Source organism: Klebsiella sp. 64 (genome assembly GCF_018223915.1).
Lineage (GTDB): Bacteria > Pseudomonadota > Gammaproteobacteria > Enterobacterales > Enterobacteriaceae > Klebsiella > Klebsiella pneumoniae.
On the sequence record NZ_JAGRQZ010000004.1, the window covers coordinates 54,029 to 72,316 of the forward strand.

At 46.1% G+C, this 18,288-nt stretch carries 21 protein-coding genes and 2 pseudogenes; 8 read left to right on the forward strand and 15 right to left on the reverse strand.

Annotation, left to right across the window (positions count from 1 at the left end; genetic code table 11):
* Positions 1 to 445 precede the first annotated feature (445 nt).
* Positions 446 to 1,933 carry a MobQ family relaxase gene (gene mobQ, locus KHQ23_RS05185; RefSeq protein WP_211776952.1) on the forward strand — a complete coding sequence of 496 codons (1,488 nt, stop codon included), beginning with the start codon at positions 446 to 448 and terminating at the stop codon, positions 1,931 to 1,933.
* A 68-nt stretch (positions 1,934 to 2,001) separates the two neighbouring features.
* On the opposite strand, the gene KHQ23_RS05190 is transcribed toward mobQ, so the two are convergent.
* The 4 genes from KHQ23_RS05190 to KHQ23_RS05205 form a co-directional block, all read right to left on the reverse strand.
* Entirely contained in the window at positions 2,002 to 2,661 is a 660-nt protein-coding gene (locus KHQ23_RS05190) for a hypothetical protein (protein WP_116484563.1), read from the reverse strand.
* A gap of 16 nt (positions 2,662 to 2,677) precedes the next feature.
* Positions 2,678 to 3,232, reverse strand: a complete 555-nt coding sequence (locus KHQ23_RS05195) for a DNA-directed RNA polymerase subunit beta (protein ID WP_116484564.1) — start codon at positions 3,230 to 3,232, stop codon at positions 2,678 to 2,680.
* Between the two features lie 15 nt (positions 3,233 to 3,247).
* Positions 3,248 to 3,814, reverse strand: a complete 567-nt coding sequence (locus KHQ23_RS05200; RefSeq protein WP_116484565.1) for a hypothetical protein — start codon at positions 3,812 to 3,814, stop codon at positions 3,248 to 3,250.
* Between the two features lie 505 nt (positions 3,815 to 4,319).
* Positions 4,320 to 4,652, reverse strand: a complete 333-nt coding sequence (locus KHQ23_RS05205) for a hypothetical protein (RefSeq protein WP_032278472.1) — start codon at positions 4,650 to 4,652, stop codon at positions 4,320 to 4,322.
* A gap of 880 nt (positions 4,653 to 5,532) precedes the next feature.
* Between KHQ23_RS05205 and KHQ23_RS05210 the strand changes: the two genes are divergently transcribed.
* Both KHQ23_RS05210 and KHQ23_RS05215 read left to right on the forward strand, forming a co-directional pair.
* Positions 5,533 to 6,234 (forward strand): hypothetical protein, encoded by a 702-nt coding sequence (locus KHQ23_RS05210; protein WP_116484567.1) that lies wholly within the window; start codon positions 5,533 to 5,535, stop codon positions 6,232 to 6,234.
* Between the two features lie 98 nt (positions 6,235 to 6,332).
* Positions 6,333 to 6,800, forward strand: a complete 468-nt coding sequence (locus KHQ23_RS05215; protein ID WP_001233361.1) for a DUF4756 family protein — start codon at positions 6,333 to 6,335, stop codon at positions 6,798 to 6,800.
* Between the two features lie 48 nt (positions 6,801 to 6,848).
* On the opposite strand, the gene KHQ23_RS05220 is transcribed toward KHQ23_RS05215, so the two are convergent.
* The 10 genes and pseudogenes from KHQ23_RS05220 to KHQ23_RS05265 form a co-directional block, all read right to left on the reverse strand.
* Positions 6,849 to 7,085, reverse strand: coding sequence for a hypothetical protein (locus tag KHQ23_RS05220; RefSeq protein ID WP_061351355.1), 237 nt, complete (start codon positions 7,083 to 7,085; stop codon positions 6,849 to 6,851).
* 61 nt (positions 7,086 to 7,146) lie between these two features.
* The gene (locus KHQ23_RS05225) at positions 7,147 to 7,443 is read right to left on the reverse strand and encodes a hypothetical protein (RefSeq protein WP_061351356.1); all 297 of its coding nucleotides are present in this window, start codon (positions 7,441 to 7,443) and stop codon (positions 7,147 to 7,149) included.
* A 70-nt stretch (positions 7,444 to 7,513) separates the two neighbouring features.
* Positions 7,514 to 7,750 carry a hypothetical protein gene (locus KHQ23_RS05230; protein ID WP_000999357.1) on the reverse strand — a complete coding sequence of 79 codons (237 nt, stop codon included), beginning with the start codon at positions 7,748 to 7,750 and terminating at the stop codon, positions 7,514 to 7,516.
* A gap of 65 nt (positions 7,751 to 7,815) precedes the next feature.
* On the reverse strand, positions 7,816 to 8,133 hold the full coding sequence (locus KHQ23_RS05235; protein WP_061351357.1) for a hypothetical protein: 318 nt from the start codon (positions 8,131 to 8,133) through the stop codon (positions 7,816 to 7,818).
* Between the two features lie 139 nt (positions 8,134 to 8,272).
* A complete protein-coding gene (locus KHQ23_RS05240) occupies positions 8,273 to 8,491 on the reverse strand; it encodes an AlpA family transcriptional regulator (RefSeq protein WP_000249902.1) in 219 nt (72 codons plus the stop codon).
* 175 nt (positions 8,492 to 8,666) lie between these two features.
* The gene (locus tag KHQ23_RS05245) at positions 8,667 to 9,509 is read right to left on the reverse strand and encodes a DUF6387 family protein (RefSeq protein ID WP_061351358.1); all 843 of its coding nucleotides are present in this window, start codon (positions 9,507 to 9,509) and stop codon (positions 8,667 to 8,669) included.
* A 637-nt stretch (positions 9,510 to 10,146) separates the two neighbouring features.
* Positions 10,147 to 10,363, reverse strand: a pseudogene (locus KHQ23_RS05250) (transposase); the annotation flags it as partial.
* A gap of 96 nt (positions 10,364 to 10,459) precedes the next feature.
* Positions 10,460 to 11,052, reverse strand: a pseudogene (locus tag KHQ23_RS05255) (hypothetical protein).
* Positions 11,053 to 11,755: 703 nt separating this feature from the next.
* Positions 11,756 to 12,241 (reverse strand): GNAT family N-acetyltransferase, encoded by a 486-nt coding sequence (locus tag KHQ23_RS05260; protein ID WP_021314147.1) that lies wholly within the window; start codon positions 12,239 to 12,241, stop codon positions 11,756 to 11,758.
* Positions 12,238 to 12,531 (reverse strand): DUF1778 domain-containing protein, encoded by a 294-nt coding sequence (locus tag KHQ23_RS05265; protein ID WP_004150912.1) that lies wholly within the window; start codon positions 12,529 to 12,531, stop codon positions 12,238 to 12,240. Before KHQ23_RS05265 ends, KHQ23_RS05260 begins: the two co-directional genes overlap by 4 nt.
* A gap of 644 nt (positions 12,532 to 13,175) precedes the next feature.
* Here KHQ23_RS05265 and KHQ23_RS05270 point away from each other — a divergent pair.
* Together KHQ23_RS05270 and KHQ23_RS05275 are read left to right on the forward strand one after the other, a co-directional pair.
* Positions 13,176 to 14,552, forward strand: a complete 1,377-nt coding sequence (locus KHQ23_RS05270; protein ID WP_073553579.1) for a cystathionine beta-synthase — start codon at positions 13,176 to 13,178, stop codon at positions 14,550 to 14,552.
* Between the two features lie 10 nt (positions 14,553 to 14,562).
* Positions 14,563 to 15,711 (forward strand): PLP-dependent aspartate aminotransferase family protein, encoded by a 1,149-nt coding sequence (locus tag KHQ23_RS05275; RefSeq protein WP_032417597.1) that lies wholly within the window; start codon positions 14,563 to 14,565, stop codon positions 15,709 to 15,711.
* Here the strand turns inward: KHQ23_RS05275 and KHQ23_RS05280 are convergent, their stop codons facing one another.
* Entirely contained in the window at positions 15,712 to 16,623 is a 912-nt protein-coding gene (locus KHQ23_RS05280; RefSeq protein WP_004188550.1) for a LysR family transcriptional regulator, read from the reverse strand.
* Positions 16,624 to 16,720: 97 nt separating this feature from the next.
* Here KHQ23_RS05280 and KHQ23_RS05285 point away from each other — a divergent pair, with 97 nt between their 5' ends.
* The 3 genes from KHQ23_RS05285 to KHQ23_RS05295 all read left to right on the forward strand — a co-directional run bounded on the left by KHQ23_RS05285 (position 16,721) and on the right by KHQ23_RS05295 (position 18,142).
* Positions 16,721 to 17,323 carry a short chain dehydrogenase gene (locus KHQ23_RS05285; RefSeq protein ID WP_002916735.1) on the forward strand — a complete coding sequence of 201 codons (603 nt, stop codon included), beginning with the start codon at positions 16,721 to 16,723 and terminating at the stop codon, positions 17,321 to 17,323.
* Positions 17,324 to 17,409: 86 nt separating this feature from the next.
* Positions 17,410 to 17,754 (forward strand): hypothetical protein, encoded by a 345-nt coding sequence (locus tag KHQ23_RS05290; RefSeq protein WP_004174409.1) that lies wholly within the window; start codon positions 17,410 to 17,412, stop codon positions 17,752 to 17,754.
* A 199-nt stretch (positions 17,755 to 17,953) separates the two neighbouring features.
* Positions 17,954 to 18,142 carry a hypothetical protein gene (locus KHQ23_RS05295; RefSeq protein WP_002916738.1) on the forward strand — a complete coding sequence of 63 codons (189 nt, stop codon included), beginning with the start codon at positions 17,954 to 17,956 and terminating at the stop codon, positions 18,140 to 18,142.
* The last annotated feature ends 146 nt before the right edge of the window (positions 18,143 to 18,288 follow it).

The following is an 18,288-nucleotide window of genomic DNA, read 5'->3' on the forward strand; positions in this document are numbered from 1 at the left end:
TAATTTTCACTATTTATCTTAAATTCTGCTTTCCCGCCTTACGGCGGGAGACTAATTTAACTAATTTTGCCCTTGCGGGCGTTCTCTGAAGCCAAATATTCAATATTATCCCCCTACCTCAACCGTTTATCCGATTCCCACCCTGTTAATTTCACAGACATTAAAACTAGCGTTATTATTTAACCATAGGAAAACTTTTTACATTGTCGTTATTTTTAGCTCCTTTAGGAGATATAAAAATAAAGCAATGCCCACCTATACACTGCTACGCAGTGTGTGGGGTCTACCGACGGTTGCCTGCCGCAGGCTAACACCGTTTCCTTCGGAAACAAGGTCAACGTCAACACCAGAGTTTTTCTTGCGAAAAACTAAAACCAGCATAGTCGCATTGGAGAGTTATATTTTGGTTTGTTATTTAAAATTATATTGAGGTTCTTTTTATTGTATGGCTATTTTTCATCTTGATTTTAAAATTGTGAAACGTTCAGAAGGCAGGTCTTCCGTTGCGAAGGCTGCCTATCATGCTCGTACACGTATAACAGATGAAAGAACAGGTGATACGTATGATTACAGTCGCCGTACTGATTTATATGGGCACTTCATATTAGCTCCAGCTAACGCACCAGAACACATCGTAAAAGATTCTACAGCATTGTGGAATGAAGTGGAAAAAGTTGAGCGCCAGAACAATGGTCAAACATCCCGTTATTTCGATGTTGCTATTCCTGCCGAGTTAAACAATGACGACAAGAAAAGACTTGTCCTTGAGTATTGTCAGAAAAATTTCGTTGATAAAGGCATGATTGCCGATATCGCTTTCCACGATCTTGATAGCGATAATCCTCATGCTCACGTTATGTTGACATTAAAAACCATAGGCCCTGAAGGTTTTGGTAAAAAAGAAAGAAGCTGGAACGACAGAAAAATGTCTGTTTTATGGCGTGAATCATGGGCATCGATGGCTAACAGCTACCTCGCTGCCGCTGGCTCGTCAGAACGTATTGACCATCGTTCTCTTCAGGCCCAGCATGAAGAGGCATTAGAAAAAGCGGCGGTAGCTTTAGATAATGAAGAAAAAGCGCTATGGCTTGCTAAAGCCGCTGAAACAAACCGTCCTCCAATGAAGCGTATCCATAGTGCCAAATGGCGTAGTAAAGCAGCACAAGAGCAAAGAGCAGCAGAACAGGCTGTTCGTGATGCTGCCAAGCAGGAAGCGGTTGAAGTCTACAAGACTTTCAGCGAACTTGACCTCGAAATCGTCGTTGATGTCAGAAGCTTTACGATTACACATCTTGCTGAACCAGAAGAGATCGTATTACCTAAAACACGCTCCGGTTCTTCTACTGATGAGAATCAAAGACCTGTTTTGGTTGCACCAGCTCCTCATACTCGTATGCGTGGCGTTAAATCTTACCGTGATAAAACAAAAGTCAGTAAGGTCGTTGCAGGTAAGAAACCATCAGTAGGTATTTCTGGTTCTGGAATAAATACTATCCTGAAAACATCCTCCTCTCAAAACCAAAATAGGGCATCCAGAAGCGCCCCTGAACGTGTTAAGAGGAAACAGACTACTCCACGTCAGGATAATATTTTTAAACGCTTCACAACTCTTGTCATAGATTTTATCAAGCAGAAGTTTGTATGGGCTAAAGCAAACAAATCCCAAAATGATCTTATCAGTGAGGAACATGATAAACGTATTGCTGAAAACTACGTCTTTGACGAGGTATTAGGCCGTCATATCTCTCGCACTGAATATGAGAAAAAAGCCAAGTTTAACCAAGATGACTATAAACCAACACCTGATGAGATTCGACGTTTCCCAAGCCGTCCTGAGAAAGAACAGCCGGAAAGTGATCATCGCATGGATCTCATACCACATGCCAGAAAAGATAAAGCCCCACGTATGAGGCCACCGGGATATAGAAAATAAAAGGCCAACTTTAGATAAGAAACTTCAAAGCCGATGGGAATCGGCTTTATTAAGTAAATAAATATATGTTACCAATGTTCTTTTTCTTTTTTCTCAAGAGCATCCCGATAACGCTGCTGCTCAACAATACTCAGATTGGGATCAGACAGAACACTCCGCCCCTTCACCGCAATATCGTAGTCAATTTGAGATTGTGTTTTATATTCATTGTTCGGCTTAAAATAATCTGATTGTGGTGCAGATGACGACGCAGAATAACCAGAATATGTTTTACTCCCAGAGCAACCGATATAAGCCAACAGACTGGAAAACAAGAAGAAGAATGTCCATGTGGCGTTATATCCGTTAAGCGCATATCCAACTCCATTCACATCTGAAAACACACCATGAAACCTGACAGCATAGACAATCAGGAATGATGAGAGGATAACAGCTCTGCTTTTCCCGACAGTTAAATACTTACGCACAAATTTTATCGTTGGTACTAGCGTGACCGCAAACAGCACCATTGCAGTTGACAGCAGCCATATCGGAAATAACCCGTATTCTTGCGTGATATTCTGCGATAGCGTCACAAGGGACAGCACCAAGAAAGCGTTAAGTAGAAACAGTCTGATCGCAATAGATATCTTCACGTTCTTTTGAATCTTACGGAGAAACAACACAGGAACCAGTGATGGTATGTTTATCAGCAGTCCCATGAAAATCACCCAATAGATAGAATTCATAGAGTTCTTCCTGTAATTACCGTGCTTCCCAACCGTTATTGGTTTTCACCAGAACAATTTTGGCTTCTTCTGGTTCAGACATCCCTTTCAAGCCGGAGAAAGCATTTTTATCAACCCAGCCCGGCACACCATCCAGTTTCCACGTATAGGTCACTTGCGTCATTTTAACGCCATTACCCTCACTCGGTTCAGTCCAGCTTTTAACCTCAGCAACTGCCCGATGACCGACACAGGCACCTTTCTCACGGTCCCAAAACTCAACCTCTTGGCCTTTGTCTGTTACTTCCAGAACATCGACACTACTGAAACCATTAGCTTGTTGAGAAACATCAAGCAGTCCCTGATTAGCCAGACCTTTTAAGATTTCATCACTGGCACTGTATCCGGCAGAACGATAGCCGTGATTAACCCGGATGGGGAAACCTTTATTGAACACAATGTCATTGTCCTGTAGTGAGTAGCACAGCTTTGATTGTGATATTTTCGCGTTGATCGCTTTCTCAAAATCACCTTTTTCACCGCATCCCGATAAAAGAGCAGTAAGACCTACCACGAGTAAAAATTTACGCATCGTATTATCCCAGAGTTAATAGTTAATCGTACCGTTTCTCAGAACAACCAGACGAACTGGCATATCGGCGTTGTTGACGGTAGCGAATCCACGGACTTCGAAATTGTTTACAGTTCCGGTGACGCTGACTTTCTGGCCTTTCTTATAGGTAAGAACTGCATCATCAATACCAGAGTAGTAATCCAGCCAGACCATACCACCACAATAGCTTGTATCGGCTGTTTTGAATAGCAGGTAATAGTTAGGGGTTGACATGGGCATTCCCGTCATCATATCGCTGGCACTTCTGCCCTTTGTAACTTCAAGAACAGTCGCATTTGCGATTGAGATCCGTTTTCCCGTCCATTTTTTCTCTGCTGCCATTGCGTTTTCTTCATAGTCTTTGCAGACAGCACCAAGGCCAGATACAGACGATACCGGGCCAAGGCTTTGAGTGGTGGCTGTTCCCCCCAGCGCTTTACCTACTGAAGACAAAGACGAGCTGATTGCTCCATTAATTGTATTCACGCCGTCGTTGAGCTGCTGGCATCCTGTCAGTGCGGCAGCAGACAGCAGTAGAGGCATCACTATCCGTAATTTCATATCTATCCCCAATGTGTGGAAACTTTATGTCAAAGACAGCCCTACCCATAGGTTGGTCTCTCTGGGCTGTAAAAAAGCATTAATCAATTGATAGGATTCAATTTATTTTTCTGTTCGTCATATCGTTTGTATCGATCGAATTCAAATCATTTGATAGATCAAAACTATCATATATCAATAATTGATCGATATAAACAATTAAAACACCGATCAATTGACGCTAATTTGATAGTTAATATCTATCAAATGCAGTTTATTGATCTTTTATATCGATCAATAAGAGGTGTAATGTACACGAAGAGCCATGTCAGTAGCTGTTTGCACATGGATGGAGATAGAAAGGTATAGGTCGGAACAGATAATACCCTGTCGACCATTACGCAGACAGGTATTGTTAGATCTCAGGTAATGTAGCTATCTTCAGATATGGTGTTGTAAAAACCTGTATGCAACGCATGTTTTAATATACTGTTTCATATGGAATGGTAGCTACCATTCAGACTTTTCAATCATCTTCCAAAGCACTCACACCACTTGCCGGGAAGTTGGTTTTCATATTATTCGATATCTTCGGAACTAAGGACTCTATTGTTTCTTCGCTAACTTGGCTGAGTTCAGAAATCAATCTTCTGTATGTATTAATCATTCGTTCCTGATCAAACTGATTTGCTGATTCTGATAAGAAGAAATAGCCATAATCTTTGACATGGATATTATCACCACTTTCCAAAGTGAGTTTTATTCCTTGTTCATTTTCTTCAACTTCTTTAACAATACAAGTCATAAATGGTATTTTTTTATTTGTATGAAAGAGCGTAATAATCTTAATGTTGTTCATTCATTATTTTCCTTCTTTTTTATTATTTAATACCATATCGAATCGGCAAAAATCAAATTTAACTCATTTAATAAACGTTTTACCTGTTTTTTCTTATTCTTTTGAAAATATATATCTCTTATGAGCTAAAGCTCATGTGCTGACGCACGGCTACGCCCTAACTCTGTAAAATATATTTAACGATTTAACAATGGTCCTTGCTATGTTTTAGGGTAAAGCCAAAAGGATCAACATCTATTCTTTTATTCATGATTAAATATTTTCGATCCTATATTTCATAACAGCATTAGCACTAAAAGATATAGTATTTGCTCTTAAACGCATAGGAAAACTATATTCATAGAAGCAGCACTTAGTGATTGCTCAAGACAATCACACTGCTGAAACAGGGTTCATCCCTGTTAATGATGGATTTATCCATAAAGAATTGAGGCGTAACCGCTATAACGTAGAGGAAAAACAATTGTATATTTACTAAAAATCAGCAGCGCTTCGTGATTGTATAAAACAATCACTTGCTGTCCATAAAATCAAGTAAAAACAAAGTAGAAAAATAGACGGTGCCATTTAACCGGCACACTCCCCGTTAAGGTTATTAAACATATTATAGTATTAAGGATGTGTAACCTATTATATTTAAAAGAGATTTCACGGAAAAAGTTTCCTGTACGGAAATTTAAGTTTCTTCTGTGGAAACCGAAGTTTCCTGTACGGAAACCAAAATTTCTTCTGTGGAAACTTTTTTATAGTTAAAACACCCGGAAAGAAGTGAACACTATTTCGCAAAAGTGTATTATTTTTCCTTTTTTCACATTTATTTTTGACAAAAGTATATCCTGCATTATATAGAATAAACATAATAACAATAAAAGGATAACCGATGAGCATTGATTACAATACAATAATGACCTCCAGCAGTGAAGAAGTGGAAGAATATATCAACAGAAATCATTTTACAGACAAACAGAAACTGGAGATTTACAGTTTTTATAACAGAAACAAAAAAGATAAAATAACCGTAAATGTAAAAAAAGAGCGAAGCTCTGATATTCGACCGGGAATAGCCTATGTTCATGCTTTTCTTGATAATCTGGAAAAGATCGGGAAAAATATGTCTGGTGCAGAATACACAATAATGATCCGCTTATGTAAACTCATGCAGCATGGAAACCTCATTGCCAGTATATCTCAGTCGGCACTCGCAGAAGAGCTTAATATGAGCAAATCTAACGTATGTAAATGCTGGAATAAGCTAATAAATAAAGGCATTCTGGTCAAAGAAGGGAAGCATACCATGATAAACGCGAATCTCTTTCTGAAAGGCCAGTACAGAACATTAAATGCCACAAGGAAAGAATATGTTAAGAAGTCGCTGAGAACGACCAGTGAAGGCATAGAAGACGTATTCGTCACCGTTTATAAAGATACGGTACTTACAAATAACGTAGAGAAAACAATCGATAAAGAAGATGATAAACCTTTACTTTCTACTCCCGACGAAGATATTGACTGGGACTCTGTTTCAGAAGATGACATTTTTGTTGATTATCCTGAAGATATTGATCAAGAAGAAAGAATATAGTTTTCAGCTGAATATTATCATTCTTATTTCTCGGTTTTATTTGACACTTACACTATATCTCGTAATATAAATATATCCACTATTTTTTCGAGGTATATATGAGGAAAGTAAAATTAGACAATGATGATTTAATTCAGTACATGAACACCATTAAAGCATTAAAAAAATATCCAACGATGACTGAATACAGAGATGAATATCGCAGGATAAGAACCGATGGTTCACCGTTGAGTGAAGCCAAGAAATTTAAATCGGCACATACCGAACTTCTGAGATTAGACAGGAAGAAAAAGTCACTACTCGAAAAATTTATTGAAGAACTCAACCCTGTAAGTCACGCATCAGCCCTTGCATCAAGAAAGCTTGAAAAAGTACAAGAGTCCATTATCTACCGAAAGTCATTACTTGAGAAAAGCCCTGATGAACTCGTCGCTCTGGTCATAAAACAGCGCACAGAAGCTGCTATTGAGTTCCAGCGTTCTGTTGAACAGAGTCTTGAGCAACTTTCAGATATATCTTCTGATTTTAATGCATCAGCAACAAAGCGCCGAAAATTTTCTATCTAAAATAAAACTACCATACTGGCAGTATATTACCAATATGGTGGTTTTATTTTATAACTCATGTGGTGATACACGATCACGCTCCATTTTCTTAAGCAACCGTTGTAATCTTTCTGCCCTTAGCTTTTGAGCCTTCTTCTCACCAATCTCCTGATAGTATTCTTCCCGACGCTCCGCAACAACTTTGCGGAACTTCTTCAATAAACGTTCCAGTGTTTTCATATCTGTTGCCTGAGCTTCGGCTTGGATTTTTTTGTACATATACATTACAAGAAATTCATCAACCATTTTTGGCTCCTGTTTTTATTTACTGTTTTTTAGTTAGCCCCTTGCGGGGCAACATTAAAACTTATTTTCTGAATCGTTCTGAATGCCACACTAACAGAGCAGCAATCTGCTCAAAGTTAACTTCCTTAATATCACCGTAATCTCCTTCTTGGGTCGTAAACTTCTCAAAGTTATTCTGAATATGGTCAATAACGTGCATTATGAATGGACTCATAAAGTCAGGATCATCAAGATAATCATTAGCGTCTCCATCTCCATTTATCTCCTGAAAAAGTTTCCAGCTTGCCTCTAACGATCTTATAGCAAGATCAAGGAACAGCTGTGTAGACTTATTTGTTACTACAGTTTCTTTAGACATAATTAATCCTCATTTTTACATATTTGTTTGACTTATTTTATTTAGCCCCGGAATAGGGATAAACAGATAACTACTTTTTATAAACCAGATTAATGATCACTGATCCGTATCTTAAATCCATTTCACTGACCAGTTCGTTATTAACATAACTGTTCAACGCATCTGTCAGGTTTTCATCATCCATTACTTCCTCGGCTGAATACCCGCATAGCGCAATGAACGTACTGACGCTTGCTTGGATGGTGCAGAGTATTTCAGGTGTTTGCTCACATAGCAGACTTACTGATATTGCAATATTATCATTCATTTAAATGTTCCTTTATTAAGTTGATTATTAGCCCCTTGCGGGGCCATATACTGATCACATGACCATTAGTTTGAGTTAAAAATAACGTTGTGCATATGTCTCAGATTCACTTTGACCTCATCAAATAAAACATCTCTGAGAGAGCCTGAGCTTTTACACTCCTTAAGAAACTTATTAAATCCTTCCTTACTGTTTTCTATTACCTTGTCAAAAACCTCATCCATATATATTCTGTCTTCAACCATTTTAACAAATCTATCGCCCATGTATTCCTGCATATTACTGATATAAAGCTCATAGCAATAAAATGACTTTACAAGGAATAATCTGGTAGATTCATTGTAAACTTTGATTTCGTGGACTTCTGTTATTGCTTTACTCATTTTTATTTCCTTCTTTATTTTTAATTGAACGTCCCCCTACAGAAATCTGTATGATTTTGGTAAGGGATATTATTTACAACAGTTTTATTTTCTTATGTTTACATAAAACCTCCTTAGATCATTATATGGATAATATTTGTTAAACTGCTTGTTTTCGTGATGCCTGAATAGCTCGTTCAATCCACGCATCCACCTCACTTTCAATAAAGGCGATTGCTCTCACACCTGTTTTTATCTGTGCGGGAAAGCAACCCGCTTTAATAAGCTCATATATCCATGTTTTCCCGAATCCAGTTCTGCTCATTACTTCAGGTAAACGAATAAGCTTGGGATGTTTATCTGTTTTGATTTGAACCATATTTATCTCCTTTGTTGTTCGATGAGATAATTGTATGGGTTTTTCTTGTGATTTAAGAGGGACGTTCGAGAAGAAGTTTTTTACGCAGATTTTTGGGAGGATAAAAATAGGGTATGTTCAGGTTGAGTGAATGTAGGCGATATCCGCATTGCGCAACACACCGCCTCCGGGAATGTCAGTCCTCACCGAGTTCGTCAGTGATGAGATCCTGAACCTTCCAGTGTCTTCTGTCGTCGTATCTATATGTAAAATCGACAAAAGAGCGATAGTGAGCAAGGTTTGTCAGATACTTAACTGCCAGAGGATGATCTGTTGACTTCACCTTATCAACATCACGGATACCGTCTTTAAACTCATCAGGGTATAAAAAGCTGGTCAGTTGTGGCATACCAATCCTGACCTCTTCATCCTGCGCCCAGTACAGCAGGTCCATGATGGGGATAATATTGTAATCGAGTATTTTTTTAAGGTTGCTGACCCCAAAGCGAAAATCTCTGGCTGGAGGCTCAGGAGCCTGTAGCTGCTGTTTCCACTCAGGAACCATGACTTTCAGGTGATTGATGATTTCTTCGGGTGATGTTTCTGCCAGATTAATTTGAACAAGCATCAACCCTTCGTTGTTTACCCCGGCTTCCTTCAGATAATGCGAGACTTCCATATGAGGTAGGGGTTTTCCTTCCGGGTTAACGTATTTATCGAAAGCAGCCACATAACCCGCCACCTCCCATAGCTCCTGATGTGTGACAGGCTTGATGGCATAGCTGGAAGACAGTCTTTTTTCTGGCCCCCCGAAAACATCACCAAACACGACCTTACCTTCAATCAGTTCTTCGTAATAGTTCTGATGCCTGCGACGGCTTTCAGGAGGCAACTCCCCACTGTTTTGCCCCATGCGGTAAGCGACAATCCTGTTCTCTATCTCTTGGAAAAGCTGCTCCACTGTCAAATTTTGCAGGACGCTGTAATTTTCAATGTTGAACCACTCATTAACAGCGCTGGCGATCTCCGCTTTGGTCATGTGGCATCTATCCTTCTGGCTTTACTTATCGCTTTGATATGTTATGAGTAAACATATCGGATTTGATGACGGTAATCTATTGAATAGAGCAGGGAAAAGCATCGGAACAATCAGTCCAGACTTGAAGATTGTTCAGTAAGATTTGGCAGGGCATGTTGTCATAACCAATTGAATATAATTGACTTTATTTGCAATCACACTTATAAACTGATGGTACATTAGTTGGTATACTTAAGGTGATTATGATTATTCTACATTTATTTCATACTGTTAACACAAACTACGATTCCGAGTCCGGGCACCACTATTTAAAGAACCCGCCCAAAAGGCGGGTTTTTGCTTTTCTGTAGCCGGACTCTCCATCGAACTGCGTTCGATTATTCGCCGCACAGCGGCTCACCCCTTCGGGGCCAGCGCGACACGCGCGCTGTTCAACGCCTGCGGCGTTAGTCCGAATCCGGGCACCAAATTCATAGCAACGGACCTCCACGGAGGTCCGTTTTTGCATTCCAAGCCCGCAGAAATCAACATCTCTTCAATCCCTTAACTCCACCCAACTCAATCAACTTCAACCCGCATCATGTCCATTGCGAGGGTACAACTGAGGGTGAGCTGACTCCGCCCCGGTAGGTCTTATAGCCACAAGCTTTTTCAGCCGCTGATTTTCATCCTCCAGTTGCCGCAGACGACGCAATTCAAGTTCAGTTACTCCCAGAGCAGCGAATTTCTCTTCTAATTATAAAAATGGCTTCAGAAATGCCCATCTTTCGGCAGACTTCCCCGACACAGATGCCGGTTTCGGCCTGCTTCAGTGCAAATGCAATCTGTTCTTCGGTATAACGGGTCTTTTTCATGGCGATATGCCTCTCTGTGAGATGGAAGAAAAACCGTAGACTTCAGTTTATCCTGTCACTCTTTTCTGGGAGGAGATCAACTTAAGAGCCTCGTGATTAACGTCCTGGCTTCAGATAAGGGGTGAACATCCCCTGGAAATCAGATTTTAATTCTGGGGTGATAAGAACATCTCCTGTAACTTTTCTAGATTCTTCTACACCTACCATTTGGGAGCAACCGTCCATTGCATTAAATGATCGTAAATTTTTATAAGTTGTTTCACTACACCATGCTTCATCCACAGATTTTACAATGTTTATATATAAAAATTTTAACTGTGGCTCATTGTCACATTTATCACATCTAAAAAAGGATACCAATAACTTCTCCCTATACCTATTAAGGTATAGCCTTTCATATATGGTATGTATGCCTTTAATATTCTATTACGAAAATCAGCATGCTGAATATCAACAAAAAAAATATCACCTTTATTTTTATAAGAAATTGTATAGTTTGTTTTTCCTGGAATATAGCCATTGCCATACGCCATTTCATTTGCCAGTCTGAAATCCATGACTATATACCCATAGCCGGGCATCTGTTTAGCGTCTTGATAATCAATAGTTTTATCAAAACTTCCCGAACAAGAAACCATAAACAATGACAGAATAATACAAACTGACAACCTTGCGAGAATTGAAGGCATCTAAATTTCCCTTTAGTAAAATTAGCTTCCTGTTAGCAATTATCATCCTTCGCGTTCAACATAGCAACAAATTATTACTTAGAACATGCAGGTTTATTCATCCCCTCCCCGTTTTGCCGTTTCCGGAACACAGCGTTCATAGCGGCGATAAAATGTGATTTGCACGGCGTCGTCAATTCATTTTAATTTTATGGCTTGTCGTGACTAACTGGGCTGTTTTCACCTGTGCGGTGAATTTTGCAGGCAACCTTATCTAGTTCGCCATCGGCGACCTTTAAGCTTCCATATGCTAATTGGTGACCTGGAGCGGTAAAGGACCGCTTGACGACGCCGTAACATCGGACGATATACCATACATCCTGTGAGTCCATATAGAACATCCTTTGTCGGATTTTCCCAGCTACAGCGGGGAGCTTATTACTTAGATCTGCATCCACGTCTATTCGCGTTCAAAGAGCTTGATAGCCAGTCACGGTACGACAAATCTGCATTACTTGGTTCAGACTGTTATGCATAAATTTGACATACAGTTGGAAGCCTTCTGACCGTCAGTTGGGACCATAGTCACAGACTAAATAGTACTAAAATGAGCAGATGGGACCGTGGTCCCAGGTTGATAATCTGACCAACGATACATGTGGGACTGAATCGCTACGGGTTTAACAAACACTTCAGATTCTCTTGTAATTATAAATAATACCCATCAGGCATTAACTAAATCCCTCAACGTCACCATCAACATCATCGGATCCATCGGCGACGGCTCAAACCCCACCCGCAGGTAAAAATCCCGTGCTTCATCCGACAGGGCGTGAACCAGCATCCCGCGAATGCCGATAGTCTCCGCCACCTGAATCACACGCAGCCCGGCATCACGTACCAGGGCCCGCCCGACACCTTTCCCATGTAGTGATTTATCCACCGCCAGACGACCCAGTACCACAACCGGGATCGGGTCAGGCATATTGCGGCGAAAACGACCCGGCGCAGTATTTGTCGTCACAGCGCTGGAAGCCAGTGAGTAGTAAGCCATCACCTTCGCGTCGTCGCAGCAGACAAAGGTGCGGGATGCGCCAGTAACCTGATTTTTCATCGCCCGCTGTTTCAGCCAGTGATCCATGGAATCTATACCGCAGCAAAACGGGGTAAGAATATGCCCGGCATGAAGCGGTTCTGGTGCCAAGATCATTCTTCCTGTTCCCACGGCGCAGGGGTCTGCATAGTTTTACGCAGTGCGGCATTAGGTGCAGGAGCCTGATCCAGACGAGCGAGAAATTCCTGATAAGCCTGCGGATCGGCCATAATGATGCGTTGCTCAATCAGCGCTTCCTCAGCGGCAGCGCGGGCGGCCTCCAGCACAAAGTCTGTGCGGTTTTTCCCTCTGGCTTTCGCCGCCCGATCAATAAGATCGCGTTCGGCAGGTTTAATGCGCAGATTTAACGTTTCGCGTTTTATGGACATGCTGTTTGCGGCTGGCATCGTGTTGTCCTCTTGTGTTTCTGTGGATATTAAGTATACAACACGCGTAACGCAGATGTCATTACGATAAATTTATAAGGAATCGAATCGGAGTATCGAACCGAACATGCCTTTAAATATTCAAATCTAGTATTTTGATTTGAAAGTAAAATTATGGGTCTAACTCTGAGTTTTGATAATCAACCAAAAACAGATTTATGATAAATTTCAAGTTAATAGAGTACTGAATGTTCCCGAGTCCGGGCACCACTATTTAAAGAACCCGCCCACAAGGCGGGTTTTTGCTTTTCTGCATCCGGACTCTCCATCGAACTGCGTTAACCCGTGATTTCCCTGCTGCGTTTTTCTCCTGGCCAGCCCGCTGCTAGTTAACGACAAGCGCAGGCCTATTCTCCATAGAATCTTTTCGCAAATACATTTTCAGATATCAGATAACACACTGATTAAAATCGCCATTTTCCCGCTAAAAGCGGCTAGAAACGCCCTTTTCTGGAAATCGATCCGCCCAGGTGGCTGCCCTGCTTTCCCTCCAGATGGCCAAATAGCATCTTATATTCCATTTTGCGCTAAATGACAGAGAAATATTCTTTAAATAACCGTTTTCACAGCTCTAGCATGCAAAAATATCTTAAACGAGTGGGTAAATGGTTATGTCACTGTTTCATTCCGTGAGCGACCTGATCGGTCATACTCCCCTGCTCCAGTTGCACAAACTGGATACCGGGCCCTGCAGTCTGTTTTTAAAACTGGAAAATCAGAACCCCGGCGGGTCAATTAAAGATCGGGTTGCGCTGTCGATGATTAATGAAGCCGAGCGCCAGGGAAAACTGGCGCCCGGGGGAACGATTATCGAAGCCACCGCCGGCAATACCGGCCTCGGTCTGGCGCTGATTGCGGCGCAGAAAAATTACCGCCTGATCCTGGTGGTGCCGGACAAAATGAGCCGCGAGAAAATCTTTCACCTGCGGGCGCTGGGCGCGACGGTGCTGCTCACCCGCTCCGACGTCAATAAAGGCCACCCGGCCTACTACCAGGATTATGCCCGCCGCCTTGCCGATGAAACGCCGGGCGCCTTTTATATCGACCAGTTTAATAACGACGCCAATCCGCTGGCCCATGCCACCTCCACTGCGCCGGAGCTTTATCAGCAGCTGGAGGGCGACATCGACGCCATCGTCGTCGGCGTCGGCTCCGGCGGCACGCTGGGTGGGCTTCAGGCCTGGTTTGCTGAGCACTCGCCGAAAACGGAATTTATTCTCGCCGATCCGGCGGGTTCGATCCTTGCCGATCAGGTCGATACCGGACGCTACGGCGAAACGGGATCCTGGCTGGTCGAAGGGATCGGCGAAGATTTTATCCCGCCGCTGGCCAGGCTGGAGGGGGTACATACCGCGTATCGCGTCAGCGACTGCGAAGCGTTCCACACCGCGCGCCAGCTGCTGCAGGTTGAGGGCGTGCTGGCCGGCTCTTCCACCGGCACCCTGCTCAGCGCCGCGCTGCGCTACTGCCGGGCACAAAGCCGTCCGAAACGGGTAGTAACCTTCGCCTGCGACAGCGGCAATAAATACCTGTCCAAAATGTTCAACGACGACTGGATGCGCCAGCAAGGACTGATCGCCCGCCCCGAACAGGGCGATCTCAGTGATTTTATCGCCCTGCGCCATGACGAAGGCGCTACCGTCACGGCCGCGCCGGACGACACCCTGGCCACGGTCTTTACCCGCATGCGGCTGTATGACATCTCCCAGCTGCCGGTTCTGGAGGATGGCCGCGTGGTCGGCATCGTCGATGAGTGGGATTTGATCCGCCACGTACAGGGCGACCGCCAACGCTTCTCCCTACCGGTTAGCGAAGCGATGAGTCGCCATGTTGAAACCCTCGATAAGCATGCGCCCGAGAGCGAACTGCAGGCCATTCTCGATCGCGGTCTGGTGGCGGTGATCGCTGACAACGCGCGTTTTCTTGGCCTGGTCACCCGCAGCGATGTATTGACCGCCTGGCGTAACCGAGTCGCACAATAAGGAATTTTTTATGTCATCTATCCACACCCTGAGTGTACATAGCGGAACCTTCACCGACAGCCACGGCGCAGTGATGCCGCCGATTTATGCCACCTCCACTTTTGCTCAGCCAGCGCCGGGGCAGCATACCGGTTATGAATATTCCCGCAGCGGGAATCCCACCCGCCACGCGCTGGAGACGGCGATCGCCGACCTGGAAAACGGCACGCGCGGCTACGCGTTCGCCTCCGGGCTGGCCGCCATCTCCACCGTGCTGGAGCTGCTGGATAAGGACAGTCACCTGGTGGCGGTCGATGATGTGTATGGCGGCACTTACCGCCTGCTGGAAAACGTTCGCCGCCGTAGCGCGGGTCTGCAGGTGAGCTGGGTGAAACCCGACGACCTGGCGGGAATTGAAGCGGCGATCCGCCCCGATACGCGCATGATCTGGGTGGAAACGCCCACCAACCCGCTGCTGAAGCTCGCGGATCTCAGCGCCATCGCCGCCATCGCGCGCCGCCATAACCTGATCAGCGTCGCCGATAACACCTTTGCTTCGCCGGCGATCCATCGCCCGCTGGAGCATGGGTTTGATATTGTGGTGCACTCCGCGACCAAGTACCTCAACGGCCATTCCGATGTCGTCGCCGGCCTGGCGGTGGTTGGCGATAACTCCGAGCTCGCGGAAAAGCTTGGCTATCTGCAGAATGCGGTAGGCGGCGTGCTTGACCCGTTCAGCAGCTTCCTGACGCTGCGCGGCATCCGTACCCTGGCGCTGCGGATGGAGCGCCACAGCGCGAACGCGCTGCAGCTCGCCGAATGGCTGGAACAGCAGCCGGAAGTGGAGCGAGTCTGGTTTCCCTGGCTGGCCTCGCACCCGCATCATCAGCTGGCGCGCCAGCAAATGGCCCTGCCCGGCGGCATGATTTCGGTGGTGGTGAAGGGCGATGAAGGTTACGCCGAGCGCATCATCAGCAAGCTGCGCTGGTTTACGCTTGCGGAGAGCCTGGGCGGCGTGGAGAGTCTGGTGAGCCAGCCCTTCAGCATGACCCATGCCTCGATCCCGCTGGAGAAACGCCTGGCGAACGGTATCACACCGCAGCTGATCCGCCTGTCGGTGGGGATCGAAGATCCCAACGATCTGATTGCCGACTGGCAGCAGGCGCTGCGGAGGGAGTGATTATTCCGACGCGCGGGTCGTTGTCAGCGCGTCGGCCATTCCCTGCTGAAGGTGGGCGATAAACTGCGTCAGCTTCGGCAGGGGCCGACGATCCTGGCGCCAGAGCAGATGCACAGGCCGCGGCTGCGGAGTCCACGCCTCCAGCACGCGCACCAGGCTGCCGCTGGCCAGCGCATCGGCCAGCAGTACCTCCGGCTGCATCAGCAGCCCGGCCCCGGCGATCGCCGCCTGGCGCAGCGCGTAGCCATCGTTGCAGCGCAAAACCGCATCGCGTTTCCAGCGCACTTCTCCCTCTACGCCCGGCAGCCGCCACTCGTTGCGGGCGGTCCAGACCGTATGGGACAGGCAGAGATGATCGGCGAGATCCTCTGGCGTCCCGGGGGTCCCGTAACGCGCCAGATAAGCCGGCGCGGCGCAGATCACCATCCGATACGGCGCCAGGTAGCGAGCCACCAGATCCTCCTGATGGATCTCGCCGATACGGATCGCCAGATCGAACCCCTCATCCACCAGATCGACCATCCGGTTAGTCAGATCCAGTTCCACCCGGACCGCAGGCCAGACCTGCAGGAAGGTGGCGGTCAGGGGCGCGATCACGCTGGCGCCGAACGAGGTGGGAGCGCTCACCCGCAGGGTGCCGGCCGGCGCCAGCCGCAGCCGCTCGACCGCGCTTTCAGCGATGGAGACCTGCTCCATCACCCGTTTCGCTTCGTCAAAATAGACTCGCCCGGCGTCGGTGAGGCTCTGGCGTCGGGTGTTACGCTCCAGCAGACGCGTCGCCAGCTGGCTTTCCAACTGGGCGATATATTTCCCAACCATCACCGCCGACAGCCCCAGGCGCGACGCCGCCCCGGTAAAGCTGCCGCACTCCACCACGGCAATAAACGTCTCCATCCCTCGTAATTTGTCCATATTGCTAACCTCTGGTTAGTAATGTTCTAACTTTTAGCCAGTTTATCCGAGATTACTTTTATTAAAAAATAGCCTCTCACCTCATCAGGAGTCTGCCATGAAAATTATCGTTATCGGTGCCAGCGGCACCATCGGTCGCGCGGTCAGCGAAGAACTGAGTCAGAGACATGACGTTATCCGCGTCGGCCGCACCCGGGGAGATTATCAGGTGGATATCACCTCGCAGGAGAGCGTCGAGGCGCTATTTGCCCAAACGGGTGAAGTAGATGCCATCGTCTCCACCACCGGCAATCTGCACTTTGGGCCGTTAAGCACCATGACCGACAGCCAGTTCAACCTCGGTCTGCAGGACAAGCTGCTGGGGCAAATTCGCCTGGCGCTGGTCGGCCAGCATTTTCTGCGCGACGGGGGGTCGATTACCCTGGTCAGCGGTATTGTCGCGCAGGAACCCATTGCTCAGGGGGTCAATGCCACGACGGTCAACGCCGGTCTGGAAGGCTTTGTTCGCGCCGCCGCCTGCGAGCTGCCGCGCGGGATCCGCATCAATCTCATCAGCCCCACCGTGCTCAGCGAGTCGCTGGCGGCCTACGGCGACTTTTTCCCGGGCTTCCCCAGCGTTCCCGCCGCCGCCGTGGCGCAGGCCTATCGCCGCAGCATTGAAGGCGTTCAGACCGGCCGCATCTACCCGGTCGGCTACTAGCCTGTGCCGGCCCGCCGGGGCCGGCGCTTACATCAGGCCGTCGTTGCAGGTACACTGACGGCTGATTGTCTCCGGCCGAAAAACTGATGTTGAAAAAATTATCCTTAATTATCCCGCTACTGGCGCTTATCGCGCTGCTGGTCTGGTGGTTCACCCCGCATTACACCGAGGAAGATGAAGCTTACTACCGGGCGGTATTTTGCATAATCGATCATGACGACAGCCGCCAGTTCCTCCACGATATGCAGAATATCGTCGAGGGGGGAAATTCTGACTACGCGCTGCATAAAACCCATTACCTTCCGGCACTGGGGCAGCGGATGCTGGATACCTGGCGCCAGCTCAGCCCGCAGGAACAGCAGGTGCTGCGTCAGGACAAGCAGCGCTGCGGCGAGATATTGCGCGAAAAACAACAGGGGAAATCATCCTGACGAGTTGGCAAAATTGCAGCATATCGCCAGCGTCGAATAAGATTGTGCTGTTGATGACCGGATCGCTGTCACAAAATATCCGGTCGTCGTCGCGTCACAGTACGACGTTTTTTCTGCGGCGGAATACGATAAAAAGTAGTTGATCTGGTACGAACTAACTCTTATTTTGCTTCACAGTTTTCAAAATGAGATAAAACTGATGCCTGTCATTATTGCCAGTAGTGTTAAAGAAGCCAAAGCGTTAATTAACGGTGGAAAATACAGGGAAATTATTCTTAACTTCGATATTGATGCCGATGACTTTTTCTCTCTCGCCAGCCATTCCGCCGGAACTAAAATCTCCATCGCCGACCGCAACGATCGCTCTCCGGTAGAATCAGCAAAATAATTAACCCGCGAGGGACGTCTATGTGGTTGTTTATTGGAACCTTTGCGCTGGCTTTTCTCGCAGCGCTGATGCTGGTCTGGCTCGATGACCGGATCGCCGAAACGGATTGACCCTGCGCTGGACGTTAACGTCACGCAGGGCTGCGC